Raw genomic sequence first — 15686 nt, 5'->3', positions numbered from 1 at the left:
GGCATTTGCTCTGCCGTCTGTCGCCTCGTCGAGCAGGGCAGCTGCGCTGAGGGGCTTGTGGGGCTGGTCGCCACCACGTCGAACGAGTGTGAGCCGTACATCCGATAGCGGATGCACGGCTCACACTCGGCTGTGGTCGAGGTGCTGTCACGCAAGGGCGATGGCGGCGCACAGGGCGGCGATGGCGGTGAACTGAAGGGCGACGCGACCGTTGACGACGCTGTCCCACTTCTCCTGCAGTGCACGGGCATTCGGCGGGATGATCCCGGTCTGCGCGGCGGTGGTTTGCACGGCATTGATCGGCTTGGCGACCCGCACATAGACGCCGAGCCACGACACGAGGGCCAGTACGGCAATACCGGCTGCGATGGCCGCCGCGAAGTGTCCGCCGATGGCCGCGATGAGCGTGGTCGCCACCGCGGTCACCACGCCGCTGATGCCGACCATCGGCATCCGCTTGTCGGCGTAGTAGTGACCCCATCCTGCGGTGATGGTCATGGTGCGGTCGTCCAGTTCGGCGTGGACCGACCGCATGACCAGCGCGGCGAGGGTGTCGGTGCCATAGACGACCGCGTTGGCGAGGACCGCGACGATGGCGAGGAGCTGGATGACCGTGGTGAGCATGGCGACTTCCGTTCTATTGTTCTAGCCTCGATAGAGAATCTAGCACAGCTAGATTTAGAAGCAAGTGGAAGTTCGGCAACGTCGGGCCCGCGCTGGTAGCGAGCTGCTTGCTCGTGGGCGGTAGATGCTGGCTGAGGTTCGTTCGTGCGAGCGAAGGAGCGTGATGTCTGCCGAGTTGCCCGCGGAGGGGCTGCCACGATCGGCTCCGGGCGGTGGCTGATGCTCGCCCGTGTTGTGCGCGAGCCTGTTGCTGGTGGCGATGGACGCCACGATTCTGAATGTCGCGCTGCCATCGCTGATCGACGATCTGCACGTGGGCCCGCTCGAACGGCTCTGGATCATCGACGTTTACAGTCTCGTGCTCAGTGTCGGCGGCCATCGTGGTCGCCGTCGCGGTACTGGCAGTGTGGTTGGTGCCGAGTGGTTTTCGGGTGACCGGCAGTCAGTGAGTGCGACCCCAGCCATGTTCGAGCAGGTCGAAGAGCTCGCGCAGGGCGCGCGGCGGGTCCTCGCGGTCACCAGCGATTTGGGTGCTCTCCAAGGCGAAATGGGCGAGCCCGGCGGCGGCGAGGTCGTCTTCGGGTGCGCCGGTCGCCTCGGCGATCGCGGCGGCAAGCACGGTCTCGTGCCGTAGCCACATTCGGTGCGCGTACTCGCGCAGGGCGGGTGTCGAGTTCACCAAATCGTGGAACGCCGCGATGTCTGGGTCGGTACCGGATCTGGTGCGGTTGAGCACCAAGTAGTCGCGGATGGCGTGCAGCACCGACTGGCCCGGTGCTCGGTCGCGGACCGCGGCAACCATGGCGGCCTCCAGTTCCTCGTCCAGATCGAAGACCAGCGCCTCTTTGCTGGGGAAGTGCTTGAACAGCGTGCTGAGTGAGACGTCCGCCGCTTCGGCGACGTCGCGGACGCCGACGTTGTCGTAGCCGCGTTCCAGGAACAGTCGCGTCGCGGCGTCCGCAAGCGTCTGCCGGGTCTGGGCCTTCTTGCGCTCGCGGCGCCCTGTCGTCGCGGTCATGTCGACGACTCTACTCCGATTAGCTATCGACTTCAAAGTCAGATCAGTTGTACTTTTGTAGTCGATATGCTTTTCTGGCGGTGTTCGAAAATCGAGGAGGTGAGCGGCCATGTCCGCAACAAAGATCGAGACGCAGACCGCACCGCAGCGGTCGATCCGGCTGGTCCTGGCCGGGGTGATGCTCGCGATGCTGTTGGCAATGCTCGACAACGCGATCGTCGGCACCGCGATGCCGACGATCGTCGGTGAGCTCGGCGGCCTGAGCCAGGTCGCCTGGGTGGTGACCGCCTATGCGCTGCTGTCGGCGATATCGACACCCGTGTGGGCGAAGCTCGGCGACCTGTTCAGCCGCAAGCCGGTGTTCCTGACGGCCATCGGGGTGTTCATCGTCGGGTCGGTGCTCGCGGGCGCGGCCTGGTCGATGCCCGCGCTGATCGGGTTCCGTGCGCTACAGGGCCTCGGTGCGGGCGGTATCGCCGTCAGCGCATTCGCGCTCATCGGCGCACTGGTGCCGCCGCGCGAACGCGGCAAATACCAGGGCATGACCGCGACGACGATGGCGATCGGGACCATCGGCGGACCACTGCTCGGTGGCGTGATCACCGACGGCCTCGATTGGCGATGGGCGTTCTACATCAACATTCCACTCGGCCTGCTGGCCTTCGCCTGGTCGTTCTGGATGCTGGACCTTCCTGTCGCTCGCAAGAAGGTCACCATCGACTATGCGGGCATTGTCGCCCTCACGACCGCTATCGCCGCCCTGGTGCTGGTCGCGACGTGGGGTGGCGTCGAGTACTCCTGGCTCTCGGTGCCGATCCTGGGACTGATCGCACTGGCCGTCGCGGCGGTGAGTGCTTTCCTCGCCATCGAACGGAAAGCCGTCGACCCGGTGATTCCATTGGAGATCTTCCGCAGCCGCAATCTTGTCGTCTCCGCGCTGACGGCACTGGTCGGCGGTGTGGTGATGTTCGGGGCGATCCTCTATCTGCCGCTGTTCCAGCAGACAGTCCAAGGCGCTTCTGCCGCGAATTCCGGACTGTTGTTGCTGCCGATGATGATTCCGCTGCTGATCGTTTCCCAGATCGTCGGCAAGCGGATGAGCGCCACCGGTAAATACAAGATCTACTTCATCCTCGGCGGCGGATTTCTCACCGCGGGGACCGCGCTGCTGACCATTGTGGACGCCGGAACGGGGCGTCTGGCAACAGGTTTCGCGATGGCATTGATCGGTGCCGGACTCGGCTTCGCGATGCAGCTGTCCACCGCGATCGCCCAGAACAGCGTGGATATGAAGCACATCGGCGCCGCTTCCGGCGCAACCACCCTGTTCCGTACACTCGGCGGCTCCCTCGGTGTGGCCGCCTTCGGCTCGCTGTTCACCAGGGCTTTGCATGGGCATGTGCCCGCCGACGGTTACGGCTACCTCGAGGCGTTCGCTGCAGGCACCGGTTACGTATTCCTGGCCGCAACCATTATCTGCGCCTTGGGATTCATCGTCTCGTGGTTCGTCGAGGAGGTCCCGTTGCGCGGCAAAGCGCCGGAACCGGCCGTGCGGGTGGGAACTACCGCTGAGGCGCAGCCCGAGACCGTATCCTGATTCGATTCGAGACGGCCGGAGTGGAATCTCACTCCGGCCGTCCGGCTTTCGTCGGTCGGCACGACCACGCCTCGCGGACGATGCTCCCGATCTCGGACGAGTAGGTCGGCGGACCGGACAGGCATGCCGTCCGGTACTCGTGAACGGTCCCTGTGGATAAGTCCGACAACGTCATACCCGCTGTCACGCAATGCTGCCGCGACGGCTGCGCCGAGGTAGCCGTTCGCTCCTGTCACGAGTATCCGCACAGCGCACCTCGGTTCGTGGGTCGGGCCCTCGGCTATCGAGTGGTTGGTCCGCAGCGGACGTTATGGCTGCGGGGACATTCCACGCGACCCGCCGGGGCCGAAGGCGAACCCGGCGGGTGCGGTGAATCAGGCTAGGAGACCACCGGCAAGTAGACCTTGCCGCCCGCATCGGCGAACTCTGCGGACTTCTCCGCCATGCCCGCCTCCAACGCCGCGGCGTCGTCGAGCCCCTGACGTGCCGCGTACTCCCTGACATCCGCCGAGATCCGCATCGAGCAGAACTTCGGGCCGCACATCGAGCAGAAGTGTGCAGTCTTGGCAGGTTCGGCGGGCAGGGTTTCGTCGTGGTACTCGCGGGCGGTATCCGGATCCAGCGAGAGGGCGAACTGGTCGCGCCAGCGGAATTCGAAACGGGCCTTGGACAATTCGTTGTCCCGGTCCTGGGCGTGCGGGTGGCCCTTGGCGAGGTCGGCGGCGTGGGCGGCGATCTTGTAGGTGATCACGCCGACCTTGACGTCGTCGCGGTTGGGCAGGCCGAGGTGCTCCTTGGGCGTCACGTAGCAGAGCATCGCGGTGCCCGCCTGCGCGATGATCGCGGCGCCGATGGCCGAGGTGATGTGGTCGTAGGCCGGTGCGATATCGGTGGCGAGCGGGCCGAGAGTGTAGAACGGCGCCTCCTCGCACAGCTCCTCTTCGAGCTTCACGTTCTCCACGATCTTGTGCATCGGCACGTGGCCGGGGCCCTCGATCATCACCTGCACGCCATAGGATTTGGCGATCTTCGTCAGCTCGCCGAGGGTGCGCAGCTCGGCGAACTGGGCCTCGTCATTCGCATCGGCGATAGAGCCGGGCCGCAGACCGTCGCCGAGGGAGAAGGTGACGTCGTACTTCGCCAGGATCTCGCAGAGCTCGGCAAAGTTGGTGTACAGGAACGATTCCTGGTGATGAGCCAGACACCAGGCGGCCATGATGGAACCGCCGCGCGAGACGATGCCGGTGACCCGCTTGGCGGTCAGCGGCACGTAACGCAGCAGCACACCTGCGTGCACGGTCATGTAGTCGACGCCCTGCTCGCACTGCTCGATCACGGTGTCGCGGTAGATCTCCCAGGTGAGCGCGGTCGGGTCGCCGTTCACCTTTTCCAGCGCCTGGTAGATCGGGACGGTGCCGACCGGGACGGGGGAATTACGCAGGATCCACTCGCGCGTTTCGTGGATGTTCTTGCCGGTGGACAGGTCCATGATGGTGTCGGCACCCCAGCGGGTGGCCCACACCATTTTCTCGACTTCCTCTGCAATGGAAGAGGACACGGCCGAGTTGCCGATATTCGCGTTGATCTTCACCAGGAACTTCTTGCCGATGATCGTCGGCTCCAGCTCCGGGTGCTTGTGATTGGCGGGGATCACTGCACGGCCTGCGGCCACCTCCTCGCGCACCAACTCCGGCGCCACGCCCTCGCGGGCCGCGATGAATCGCATTTCCGGGGTGATGATGCCCTGGCGCGCCCACGCGAGCTGGGTGGGCGGACCGGCGACCTCCGGCTTGGTCCAGGCGTCGCGCAACTTCGGTAGACCCGCCTCGACGTCGATGGTGGCCGCGTCATCGGTGTACGGGCCCGAGGTGTCGTAGACGTCAAAATGTTCGCCGTTGGTCAGGTTGATGCGGCGCACCGGAATGCGCAGGTCATCGACCTCGTGGTAGTGCTTGACGCTGCCCTCGACAGGACCCGTTGTCACGGTCTCGACAGGTGTCGTCGTCATGGAATTCCTCCCTACGCCGGCATTACCCGGTCAGGTTCATACGGTCGACAGCCCTGACGCCCGAATGGGCTAGCTGTCCTCTCAGCCCGCTGGTGCGAGCCCCCGTTGGCGATGTGAATTTTCCCGGCCGACCCTACCCGCACCCCCCGATGCCCCGCGCAATGATCGGGCGAACATCCAGTCACGCCTGCCGCCGATCAACGCGGCACCGGTAGATTCGCCAGCGTGAAATTCACCCTGGAAGTGGACCTGGATGCCCTGCCCGACGGCATGTCCGCACCTGCCGACCTCGCCGAGGAGCTAGGCCGCATCCTGCGCTACTGGGGCGGAAACATGAAGCATTACCAACTGGTCGACGGGGATGCCTCCGACATCTACAACTCCGCCTACCGTCAGGTCGGCGCCTGGCGCATCGACTAGGGGGTGTTGTAGGCGTCGCGCATGGCTTGGAGGTCGATCTTCTTCATGCCGAGCATGGCGGCTACCGCGCGGTTGACTGCGGCAGGGTCGGAGCCGGTCAGGAGTTGGTCGGCTTCCGAAGGCCAGATTTGCCAGGGGACGCCGTATCTGTCGTTGAGCCAACCGCATTCGATTTCGTGGCCGCCGTCGGCGAGTAGAGCAGTCCAGAGGCGGTCGACCTCTGCTTGGCTGTCGCAATTGACCAGTAGCGACATGGCGTGGGTGTAGTGGTAGTCGCCGCCGCCGTTGATGGCGGTGAACTTCTGGCCGTTGAGCTCGAAGTCGACGAGCATAGTCGTGCCCGCCTGGCGCGGACCCGCCTCGGTGTAGGGCACGACGTTGGTGACCTTCGAGTCTTCGAACAGTGAACAGTAGAACTCGGCTGCCTGCTCGGCCTCGGTGTCGTACCAGAGGTTGGTGACGATTTTCTGCATGACGATCCTCCCGAGTGAAGTTGCGTGCATCAATGCAGACGGTACGGGGGTCAGGAACTCATCGTGGACAGACGACAAAGCCCGCCCCCGACCGGTCCGATATCCGGTCGGAGACGAGCGGCCAGGAGGTGTCGATCAGCGCTCGCGCGGGCCGATGGGAAATCCGAGGGCGCCGAAGGTGGCGTTGAGATTGATCTCGATCTGCGACAGCAGCGCATTGGTGTCGGCCAACATGGACACGACGTTGTCGGTGCGGCAGCCGACCTGCTCAGGGGCGTTCGGCGCGAGCCGTGACTTCAGCCAGTTGAAGGTCTGTCCCATGCCAAGCGACGGCAGTGTCAGATGCTCGCTGAGATGATCGCGGGTGTAGACGACGGACGCGCCGCCCGCGCAGTACTGCTGGGCCAGCCGGTCGTTGGTCCACCACGGGACCGCCTCGTCGAAGACGCCCTGGTAGAGGAATATCGGCGCGGTGGGGATATTGCGGCCCAGCACGGTGGCATCGAAGACCTCCTTGATTTCCGGAACCGCGAGGAAATCCGCGATCGGAATTGTCAGCAGCCGCTGGTAGTCGATGAACATCATGGTCAGCGCGTTGCGTGGCAGACACTGACGCTCGGTCCGGTCCATCAGCGCCCGGCCTTCGGGGGTCAGGTACCGGTCGGCGGCTTCCTTGAAGCGCGGGTACGCCTTGCGCAGCGAGGAGATGCCGATGCCGATGAGGCTCGCGAACATCGACCCGTTGACATGCAGCAGCGAAACCACATCGGAGGTCGGCGCACCGAGCGCGACGCCTTTGACGTTCAGCTCCGGCGCGTAGGTCGGCTGCATTTCGGCCGCCCACCCGCTGCCCATGCCGCCGCCCGAGTAACCCCACATGGCCACCGGTGTGTTCGCGCCGTCCAGGCCGAGCGGCTCGAATCGTTCCGCCGCGCGAATGCCGTCGAGGGTCATATATCCGGGTTCTTCGGCGACCGCGAGATGGCCGTCGAGGCCCTCGTAGTCCGGGATCGAAATCGCCCAGCCCTGGTTGATCAGCGCTGCCAGTGCGATCAGCTCGCTCTGCGAATGGATGCCCTCGGCGCCCGCGAGTCCGCTGCCCTGTTGCAGCACGAACGACGGTGCACAGTCGGGGCTTGCGCTGTCGTAGTAGAACTGCAGCGAGACCAGCGGCCGGGTCCGGTTCGGATCGGCGCCCGCGGGCAGCACCACCGTCGTGACGGCCGCGGTGGGCTTCCCGAACAGGTCGGTGGTGCGGTACAGCAGCTGCCACGAACGCACATTCAGCGGCAGCAGGGTCAGCACGGCCGCCTTCACCTCCCGCGACCGCAGGATGGTGCCCGGTTCCTGCGATTCGAATCCCTCGGTCGGCCGATAGAACGAATCATGTTGCGGCAGTGGCGGTTCCGCAGCTGCCGGGGTGGCAGTAAGGCCACCGGCCAGTAGTGCGCTGGTCAGCGCGACGGCCATGGTCACTGCCGTCGCAACGGCGCGTGCCGCGGCCCGGCGTCTGCTGTCGGTCCGATCTCCATTGATCACTGACACGTCAGTCCTTCCCTCATCAACGTGCCAGTGATTACAACATGAACTCCGATTACCAACAAGGACTCTTGTTGAAATTGCTCCGGCTATGGTCGAGAGATGACCCGCAGCACATCTGCCGCGCGGCCCGAACCGGAATCGGTGCGGCGTCGGATCCGCGGCCTCGATGCCGAACAGCGCAGCGCGCAGCGACGCAATCAGTTGCTCGACGCCGCCACCGAACTGTTTGCCGAGCAGAGCTTTTCGGGGACATCGATCGAGCAGATCTGCCAGCACGCCTATGTCGGCACCAAGGGTTTCTACGATCATTTCGACAGCAAGGAAGCCTGCTATGTCGCACTGCTGGTGAAGCTCACCGAGCAGATCCAACAACGGGTCATCGAGGGCGCGGCCGCGGCCGCCGGATTGGACTGGCCGCAGCGCGCCGCCGCCGTTATCGCCGCATTCGTGCATGCGATCGCCGATGATCCGCGGCTGGCTCGGGTGACCTTCGGTGAGTCGGGCGGCATTTCGACGGCCGTGGAAAAGCAGCGTCGGATCAATCGGCGCTGGGCCGCGGCCTTCCTCGACGAACAGTGGTCAACGAAGCCCGCCGCGGACGCCGCCGACGAACATCGTCGACTCGCGCTGGCGCTGGCCACCATCGGCGGCATGTTCGAGCTGGTCACCGACTGGTTGCACCACCACGACGATGGCGGTGCACCCGATGCGGTCGACACCCTGATCGTCGACCTCACCCGCTTCCTCAATGCGGTGGATGCGGGCCGAGCGGCCGTCGGTTAGTCGGACGATGTCGGGCTGCACTGCGGCTGTGGATATTTCGCGAGCTATCAGCTCCGGACGATCAGCCTGCTCCCACCCCGTCCGTGAGCGGGGGTGGGCGCTGGTCGGCACGATGGCGAATTCGCCTACTTGGTCCCGGCGTTCGCCGAACCCGTGTTCAGCGCGCTGAGCAAACCTATGATCACGCCAACCACCGGCGAACTGCACGTCGGGGGCTGGCTAGAGGTGCATCCGCCGGATCCGGAATCCGCTACCGAGGTGGGCGCACTCGCGGCGGATGCCTCCTGCGGCCCGAACGCTACCGAGCGGAATTGCTGCGTCGTAGCCCTCGATTCCAGGGGGTCAACGCTGCGCGGCGGGCAGGATGCGGCCCCGGACCTCGCCGAGTCCGAGGCGCATGCCCACTGGGCCGGGGGCGGTCGCGGTGATGACCACCTCGTCGCCGTCTTCCAGGAAGGTGCGCAGTTGCCCGTTGACGGGCACCGGTTCATTACCGCCCCAGGACAATTCGATGAACGAGCCGCGCTGTTGCCGTGCTGGTCCGGAAATGGTGCCCGACGCGTAGAGGTCGCCGGTGCGGGTGGCGGCGCCGTTCGCCGTGAGATGGGCCAACATCTGCGCCGGGGACCAGTACATGCGGCTGTAGGGCGGGTAGGACACCGGCTGACCGTTCCAGGTGATGGTGAGATCGATATCGAGGCCCCACTTCTCGGTCTCCCGGAGGTAGGGCAGTGGCCCGGGGGTTTGTCCGGGCAGCGGGATGCGGGCAGACTCCAGCGCCGCCAGTGGGGTCACCCAGGGTGACAGTGAGGTAGCGAACGATTTGCCGAGGAAGGGGCCGAGCGGCTGATACTCCCAGGCCTGGATGTCCCGTGCGGACCAGTCGTTGACCAGTGCTACACCGAAGACGTGCTCGGCGAACTCCTCCGCGCCGATCGGCGTGCCGAGCTCGGAGCCGACCCCGACGAGGAAACCGAGCTCGGCTTCGATATCCAGCCGCCGGGTCGGGCCGAAATCGGGTGTGCCCGAATCGGTTCGACGCTGACCACAGGGGCGGGTGATGCCGGTGCCGGATACGACGACGGTGCCGGACCGGCCGTGGTACCCGACCGGTAGGTGCCGCCAATTGGGCAGTAGCGGTTCGGAATCCGGGCGGAACAGGCGGCCGAGGTTCGTGGCGTGATCGATGCTGGCGTAGAAGTCGACGTAGTCGCCGATCTGCACCGGCAGCGCCAAGGTCACCTCGGCCAGCAGATGCACTGCCTCGGCGGGGATTTCGCCATCGACCAGCGTGCGGAGCCGGTCGCGCGCCGCATGCCAGCGGCGCGGGCCCTGTGCCATGAATGCATTGAGACTCGGCTGCGCGAAGACCGGATCATCGAGTGCCACGGCGAGATCGATGACCGAGTCGGCCAGTCGAGCGCCGACGCGATAGTCGCCCTGGGCGGGCGCGAACACGCAGTAGGGCAGGTTGTCGGGTCCGTAGAGCGAGCCGGGACGAACCTCGATGCGCTTGTTCACTGCTGTGGACCCCGATTCGACCAGGTCCAGGCGTAGCCGGGATCCTCACACGCCAATGCGCCCTCGCCGAGTTCCAGCGGCCGGAAGGTATCGACCATGACGGCCAATTCGTCGAAGAAGTCGATGCCGATGCTGCGCTCATAGGCCCCGGGCTGCGGTCCGTGCGCATAACCGCCGGGGTGCACCGACACCGAGCCCTGGCTGATGCCGGAACCTTTGCGCGCCTCGTAGTTTCCGCCGCAGTAGAACATGATCTCGTCGGAGTCGACATTCGAGTGGTAGTACGGCACGGGGATCGACAGCGGGTGGTAGTCGACCTTGCGCGGCACGAAATTGCACACCACGAAGTTGATGCCCTCGAACGCCTGATGAGCAGGTGGCGGCTGGTGCACGCGTCCGGTGATCGGCTCGAAGTCGGCGATGTTGAAGGTGAGCGGGTAGAGGCAGCCGTCCCAGCCGACCACGTCGAACGGGTGCGTCGCGTAGATCATTCTGGTACCGACGACGCGGCCGCCCGGCCGGTGCTTCACCAGGACCTCGATATCGGTGCCCGTCTCTGTCAACGGCTCGGTCGGTCCGTGTAGATCGCGCTCGCAGTACGGCGAATGTTCCAGCAGCTGACCGAATTTCGACAAATAGCGCTTCGGCGGTGTGATGTGACCGGACGCCTCGATCACGTACGCGCGCAGCGGATCGGGCCCGCTGGGCAGCCAGCGGTGTGTTGTCGCCCTTGGAATGAGCACCTGATCGCCCTGTCGTGCGGCGACCGCGCCGAATACCGTCTCCAGCACCGCGGCACCGGATTCCACGTACACCAGTTCGTCGCCGATGGCATTGCGGTACAGCGGCGAGCCGCCCTTGGCGACCACGTAGGAGATCCGGACATCGGCGTTGCCGAGCAGCAGCCGCCGACCGGTGACGGGATCGGTCTCGGCGGGGGTGTCACCGGGGAACAGGTTGTGCAGACGAAGATGTCGATGGCGCAGTGGATGATTCGGTGTCGTGGACTGGTCGGGCAGTTCCCAGACCGTGGAGTCGACGATCGCGGGCGGCAGGCCGCGGTGATAGAGCAATGACGAGTCGCCGGAGAAGCCCTCCTCGCCCATCAGCTCCTCGTAATAGAGTCGCCCACTCTCGTCCCGGTGCTGGGTGTGCCGCTTCGGCGGCACCGATCCCACCTGCCGATAGAACGCCATGACCGCACCTCCGGCCGCTGGTCGGATATTTGCTACCCATGGTAGTGAGCGGTGTTGCCGAATGGTGGCAAAATCGGCCCGATCGGTGCGCATTCTGTCGGGACATCACCGCGTTGCCGAGCATTTCGCCTAGCGATGCGGCGTACCTGCTGCACAATTGTTGAGCTGCGCAGTGCGGGGTACGGGGTGTTCTGCCGGGATCCGGCGGCGAGAGAGGTCAGGCGTGGCGCAGCGCGCGATACACCGCGGCGCCGACGAAGGCGCCGAGGCTCTGCGGATCCCAGTCGCCCTCGCCCGCGAGCAAGGTGCGGACCGCACCCTCGCCGGCCGACACCCACAGCTCCACCAGGGCAGGCAGCTTCCGGTCGGCGTCCTCGGTGCCCCATGCGCGCAGGGTGGGGCGCAGCAGGGTGGAGCAGCGCTCGACCGCGAGCTTGCGGCCACGCCCGAACGAATCCGCAACCGCGGGATCGGGATTGCCGTACAGCAGCCGCCACGCATCGGGACGATCGGCCGCCTGCTCCAGCAGCGCGCGGAAGCCCTCGACGAACACGGTCTCGCCCGCGTCGACATCGCGCGCGGGCAGCACCTCGAGCAGCCCGCCGACGAGATAGCTCTCCTCACGCTGGATGAGGGCCTCGATCAGTTCGACACGATCGGCGAAGCACGCGTAGACCACGGGCCTTGTCACATTCATGCGCTCGGCGATGGCGGCCATGGTGACCGCTGCGATGCCGTTCTCCACGGCAATCGCCAGCGCGGTGTCCAGCACCTGGGGGCGGCGGCGCTCGGGGCCCAAATGCTGTGCCCGCTGCCGTGGCTGCACGGCCGACTCGCTACCCATGAAGACCAACGATATCAGTGCGATTGCCACGGTTCGCCCTGGTCTTACGCGTAAAATCAGCTTCCTACGTTGACGAACAATAATGCTACAGTCGCGAATGAAGTCGCCGACCACGCCGAGGAGTCATCGATGACCACAACTCTGTTCAACCCGAAGGCCAGCGAGTTCGCCGAGTTCGACGCGGAGACCCGCAGGCTGTTGCGCGCCACGGTCGATTGGTTCGAATCCCGCGGCAAGGCGATGCTCAAGAGCGATGATCGGGATCGAATCTGGTACTCCGACTTCCTCGATTTCGTGAAGCGCGAGCGAGTGTTCGCCACCTTCCTCACGCCCGCCGCCGAGGCGAACGGTGATCCGAACAAGCGCTGGGACACCGGACGGATTGCGATGCTGAGCAAGATCCTCGGCTTCTACGGCATGTCCTACTGGTACGTCTGGCAGGTCACCATCCTCGGGCTCGGCCCGATCTGGCAGAGCGACAACAAAGCCGTCAAGCAGAAGGCCGCCGCACTGCTGGATTCCGGTGAGATCTTCGCCTTCGGCCTCTCCGAGAAGGATCACGGCGCCGACGTCTACTCCACCGATATGGTGCTCGAGCCCGAGCGCGGCGGCGGGTACACCGCCACCGGCAGCAAGCACTACATCGGCAACGGCAACCTGGCGGCCATGGTGTCGGTGTTCGGCCGCCGCGCCGACAAGCCGATCATCGACAGCTCCAAGGCGCTGGAAAGCAAGCCGACGCAGGAAGATTACGAGGGGTATCTGTTCTTCCTCGCCGACAGCAAGCACCAGAACTACAAGCTGCGCCGCAATGTCGTCGACAGTCAGATGTATGTCGCCGCCTTCGATCTGGAGAAATATCCGGTCGCCGAGGCGGACATCCTGCACCGCGGCGAGGACGCCTTCCATGCCGCGATGAACACCGTGAACGTCGGCAAGTTCAACCTCGGCTTCGGCGCGGTCGGCGCGTGCGAACACGCCTACTACGAGGCGATTACGCATGCCGAGAACCGAATACTGTTCGGCCACCGGGTAACCGAGTTCCCGCAGGTGCAGTCGTTGCTGACCGACTCGTACGCGCGACTGATCGGCATGAAGCTCTACAGCGAGCGGGCCATCGATTACCTGCGCTGCGCTTCGCCGGACGACCGCCGCTACCTGCTGTTCAATGCGATCGAGAAGATGACCGTCACCCGCCAGGGCCAGCGGATCGTCGAGGACCTCGCGGATGTGATCGCCGCCCGCGGTTTCGAGAACGACATGTACTTCCCGATGGCGATGCTCGGCCTCTTCGGGCTGCCGCGCCTCGAGGGCACGGTGCACGTGAACATGGCGTTGGCGCTGAAGTTCATGGCCAACTACATGTTCCATCCCGCCGATGCCGGACTTGCCGCGCTGCGCTTCCTGCCCGGTGCGGGGGTGGCGCCCAAGGGCACGGTGCGCGCGGTCTCCACGGCGTTGAGCTGGTCGAGCAGGCGGCTCGCGCCGCACGCGGGGGCGGCGGTGCCGAAGCTGCGCGCGGAGCTCACCGGCGCGAGTTACCCGACGGTGCCGACGCGGCGCGACGCGGCCGACGACGAGTTCCTGTTCCGGCAGGGTCCGAGCAGCGGTCTCGGCCGCATCCGGTTCCGTGACTGGCGTCCGGTCTTCGAAAAGTTCACGCACATACCGAATGTCGCGGTATTCCTCGAGCAGGCCCGCGCCTTCCAGACCCTACTGGCCGCCGCCGCGCCGACCGCCGCACAGCAGCGCGACGTCGACTTCCTCTTCGCGCTCGGCGAACTGTTCACCGCGGTGCCCTACGCGCAGCTGATCCTGGAGCAGGCCGAGATCGAGGGCACCGGTGCAGACGTGCTGGACCAGATCTTCGACGGTTTCGTGCGCGAATTCTCCAAGAACGCACTGACTTTGCACACCAAGCCCGCCGCGACTACAGCCCAGCAGACGCGCGCGTTGGATCTGGTCCGTCGCCCGGTTGCCGATCGGGTCCGGTTCGACCGGGTGCTTGCGCAGGCTCGGGCACACGCGGGGGTCTATGAGATGAACCCGTAACGGCCGCGCTACCCGGTCCGGAGCCGAGCACGCTTCGGTCTGCTGAGGACGCGCGCGGGATGAGGTTCGGCGGCAGACTCGCCGGTTCGACGGCGATATCCTAGCGTTGTGCTGCGCTTTGATCGGGTCGATCAATTGTGGCCCCGTATTGTTGAGGACGTGACCGCCGTGCATGAGTCGCTCATGACGACCGAGGAGTTCGAAGAACTCGCGCGGGCGGCCGACCGTATTGCGGAGGGTGTACGACTCGAGTTCGTCAATGCACAACTGGCGGCCAAGGCAATGCCGGATGGGGATCACGGTCGGATCATGCAGTGGCTGATCCGAACGTTCATGATGTTCCGTCCCGAGTTGTTCCTGACCCCGCAGCAAGGCCTGCGAATCGACCGCTACCGAACGGGTCGTGCGCGGCCGGACGGCGCACTGGCCGCCGCCGACGCCTTCGTCGGTCAAGGGGAATGGGCCGACCCTGAGCCAGTTCTCCTTGTTGTCGAGGTCACGTCCGACGATCAAGGCACCGAGCGCCGTGATAGGCAGGAAAAGCCGCGGGCCTACGCCGAAACCGGTATACCCGTATATCTGCTGATCGACCGGGATTCGTGTGAGGTGACCATCTATAGCGAGCCTCGCGTAGACCGGTACGAGCGGAGCTTGACGGTGCCGTTCGGAGCCACCGTGGAGTTGCCCCACCCCGTGAATGTGGAGCTGGACACCGAACCGTTGAAAGACTGGGTGCGCTGAGCACACCCACCCTCAGTCGGTGAACTCCGCGATGACGGGGGCGTGGTCGCTGGCGCCCTTGCCTTTTCGTTCCTCGCGGTCGACCACGGCGTCCTTGGTGCGGGCGGCGAGGGTGGGGGAGGCGAGGATGAAATCGATGCGCATGCCCTCTTTGCGGGGGAAGCGCAGCTGGGTGTAGTCCCAGTAGGTGTAGACGCCGGGGCCGGGAGCGAAGGGGCGCATGACGTCGGCGAAGCCGGTGTCGACGATGGCGGTGAAGGCGTCGCGTTCGGGCTGGGAGATGTGGGTCTTGTCGGCGAAGTATTCGACCGACCAGACGTCGTCGTCGGTGGGGGCGATATTCCAGTCGCCGACCAGGGCGATCTGGGCCCGGGGGTCGTCGGCGAGCCACTTCGCGCCGTTGTCACGCAGGGCGGCAAGCCATTCCAGCTTGTAGGTGTAGTGCGGGTCGGTCAGGGTGCGGCCGTTGGGGACGTACAGACTCCAGACGCGCACGCCGCCGCAGGTGGCGCCGAGCGCACGTGATTCCACCACCGGGGTGCTGATCAGCGATTCGCCCGCGTCCTTGTCGAAGCCGGGCTGCTCGGGAAAGGCGAGTTCCACGTTCTCCAGGCCGACCCGGGAGGCGATCGCGACACCGTTCCACTGGTTCACGCCGAGGTGGGCCACCTCGTAGCCGAGTTCGTCGAAACGCTCGAACGGGAACTGGTCGTCGCGGCACTTGGTTTCCTGCATCGCGAGCACGTCGATGTCCTGGCGGTCGAGAAAGTCCGCGACCCGATCGAGACGGGAGCGGATCGAATTGACGTTCCAGGTCGCGAGACGCACGGATGCCTTCCTTACACAGTGGGTTGTAGGACCGTTCTA

14 protein-coding genes, 1 pseudogene and 1 riboswitch are annotated in these 15686 nt (G+C 65.4%); of the genes and pseudogenes, 5 read left to right on the top strand and 10 right to left on the bottom strand.

The window, feature by feature from the left end; all coding sequences use genetic code 11:
* Window positions 1-147: 147 nt before the first annotated feature.
* Complete coding sequence (locus ACLMAL_RS10960; RefSeq protein WP_411998941.1) at window positions 148-624, bottom strand: DUF1772 domain-containing protein; 477 nt, start codon at window positions 622-624, stop codon at window positions 148-150.
* 442 nt (window positions 625-1066) lie between these two features.
* Window positions 1067-1642 (bottom strand): helix-turn-helix domain-containing protein, encoded by a 576-nt coding sequence (locus ACLMAL_RS10955; protein ID WP_328406855.1) that lies wholly within the window; start codon window positions 1640-1642, stop codon window positions 1067-1069.
* Window positions 1643-1751: 109 nt separating this feature from the next.
* On the opposite strand from ACLMAL_RS10955, the gene ACLMAL_RS10950 reads away from it, so the two are divergent.
* Window positions 1752-3239, top strand: a complete 1488-nt coding sequence (locus tag ACLMAL_RS10950; RefSeq protein ID WP_411998940.1) for an MDR family MFS transporter — start codon at window positions 1752-1754, stop codon at window positions 3237-3239.
* Window positions 3240-3352: 113 nt separating this feature from the next.
* Here the strand turns inward: ACLMAL_RS10950 and ACLMAL_RS10945 are convergent.
* Together ACLMAL_RS10945 and thiC are read right to left on the bottom strand one after the other, a co-directional pair.
* Window positions 3353-3475: pseudogene (locus tag ACLMAL_RS10945) on the bottom strand (NAD-dependent epimerase/dehydratase family protein); the annotation flags it as partial.
* A gap of 143 nt (window positions 3476-3618) precedes the next feature.
* Window positions 3619-5247, bottom strand: coding sequence for a phosphomethylpyrimidine synthase ThiC (gene thiC, locus ACLMAL_RS10940; protein ID WP_411998939.1), 1629 nt, complete (start codon window positions 5245-5247; stop codon window positions 3619-3621).
* Window positions 5239-5363, bottom strand: a riboswitch (TPP riboswitch). (Overlaps the previous gene by 9 nt.)
* A 109-nt stretch (window positions 5364-5472) precedes the next feature.
* On the opposite strand from thiC, the gene ACLMAL_RS10935 reads away from it, so the two are divergent.
* Window positions 5473-5667 carry a hypothetical protein gene (locus ACLMAL_RS10935; protein WP_411998938.1) on the top strand — a complete coding sequence of 65 codons (195 nt, stop codon included), beginning with the start codon at window positions 5473-5475 and terminating at the stop codon, window positions 5665-5667.
* Here ACLMAL_RS10935 and ACLMAL_RS10930 read toward each other — a convergent pair.
* Both ACLMAL_RS10930 and ACLMAL_RS10925 read right to left on the bottom strand, forming a co-directional pair.
* Complete coding sequence (locus ACLMAL_RS10930; RefSeq protein WP_411998937.1) at window positions 5664-6140, bottom strand: VOC family protein; 477 nt, start codon at window positions 6138-6140, stop codon at window positions 5664-5666. The two genes, ACLMAL_RS10935 and ACLMAL_RS10930, sit on opposite strands and share 4 nt — an antisense overlap.
* 135 nt (window positions 6141-6275) lie before the next feature.
* On the bottom strand, window positions 6276-7685 hold the full coding sequence (locus ACLMAL_RS10925) for a lipase family protein (protein WP_411998936.1): 1410 nt from the start codon (window positions 7683-7685) through the stop codon (window positions 6276-6278).
* A gap of 96 nt (window positions 7686-7781) precedes the next feature.
* Here ACLMAL_RS10925 and ACLMAL_RS10920 point away from each other — a divergent pair, with 96 nt between their 5' ends.
* Window positions 7782-8465, top strand: coding sequence for a TetR/AcrR family transcriptional regulator (locus ACLMAL_RS10920; protein ID WP_411998935.1), 684 nt, complete (start codon window positions 7782-7784; stop codon window positions 8463-8465).
* A 342-nt stretch (window positions 8466-8807) separates the two neighbouring features.
* Here ACLMAL_RS10920 and fahA read toward each other — a convergent pair whose 3' ends face one another.
* From fahA to ACLMAL_RS10905, 3 genes are all read right to left on the bottom strand, one after another.
* A complete protein-coding gene (gene fahA / locus ACLMAL_RS10915; protein WP_411998934.1) occupies window positions 8808-9986 on the bottom strand; it encodes a fumarylacetoacetase in 1179 nt (392 codons plus the stop codon).
* Window positions 9983-11182 (bottom strand): homogentisate 1,2-dioxygenase, encoded by a 1200-nt coding sequence (locus ACLMAL_RS10910; protein ID WP_411998933.1) that lies wholly within the window; start codon window positions 11180-11182, stop codon window positions 9983-9985. The genes fahA and ACLMAL_RS10910 overlap by 4 nt, the downstream gene beginning before the upstream one ends.
* A gap of 217 nt (window positions 11183-11399) precedes the next feature.
* Complete coding sequence (locus ACLMAL_RS10905) at window positions 11400-12026, bottom strand: TetR/AcrR family transcriptional regulator (protein WP_411998932.1); 627 nt, start codon at window positions 12024-12026, stop codon at window positions 11400-11402.
* A 129-nt stretch (window positions 12027-12155) separates the two neighbouring features.
* Here ACLMAL_RS10905 and ACLMAL_RS10900 point away from each other — a divergent pair, with 129 nt between their 5' ends.
* The gene (locus ACLMAL_RS10900; protein ID WP_411998931.1) at window positions 12156-14078 is read left to right on the top strand and encodes an acyl-CoA dehydrogenase; all 1923 of its coding nucleotides are present in this window, start codon (window positions 12156-12158) and stop codon (window positions 14076-14078) included.
* 159 nt (window positions 14079-14237) lie between these two features.
* Window positions 14238-14819 (top strand): Uma2 family endonuclease, encoded by a 582-nt coding sequence (locus tag ACLMAL_RS10895; protein WP_411998930.1) that lies wholly within the window; start codon window positions 14238-14240, stop codon window positions 14817-14819.
* Window positions 14820-14831: 12 nt separating this feature from the next.
* Here ACLMAL_RS10895 and ACLMAL_RS10890 read toward each other — a convergent pair whose 3' ends face one another.
* Window positions 14832-15647 carry an exodeoxyribonuclease III gene (locus ACLMAL_RS10890; RefSeq protein ID WP_411998929.1) on the bottom strand — a complete coding sequence of 272 codons (816 nt, stop codon included), beginning with the start codon at window positions 15645-15647 and terminating at the stop codon, window positions 14832-14834.
* Window positions 15648-15686: the final 39 nt, after the last annotated feature.

Source organism: Nocardia sp. CWNU-33 (assembly GCF_046764895.1).
In the GTDB taxonomy this organism is placed as follows: Bacteria; Actinomycetota; Actinomycetes; order Mycobacteriales; family Mycobacteriaceae; genus Nocardia.
The sequence above is the reverse complement of the archived record's forward strand: the minus strand, read 5'-3'. Positions and strand labels throughout refer to the sequence as shown.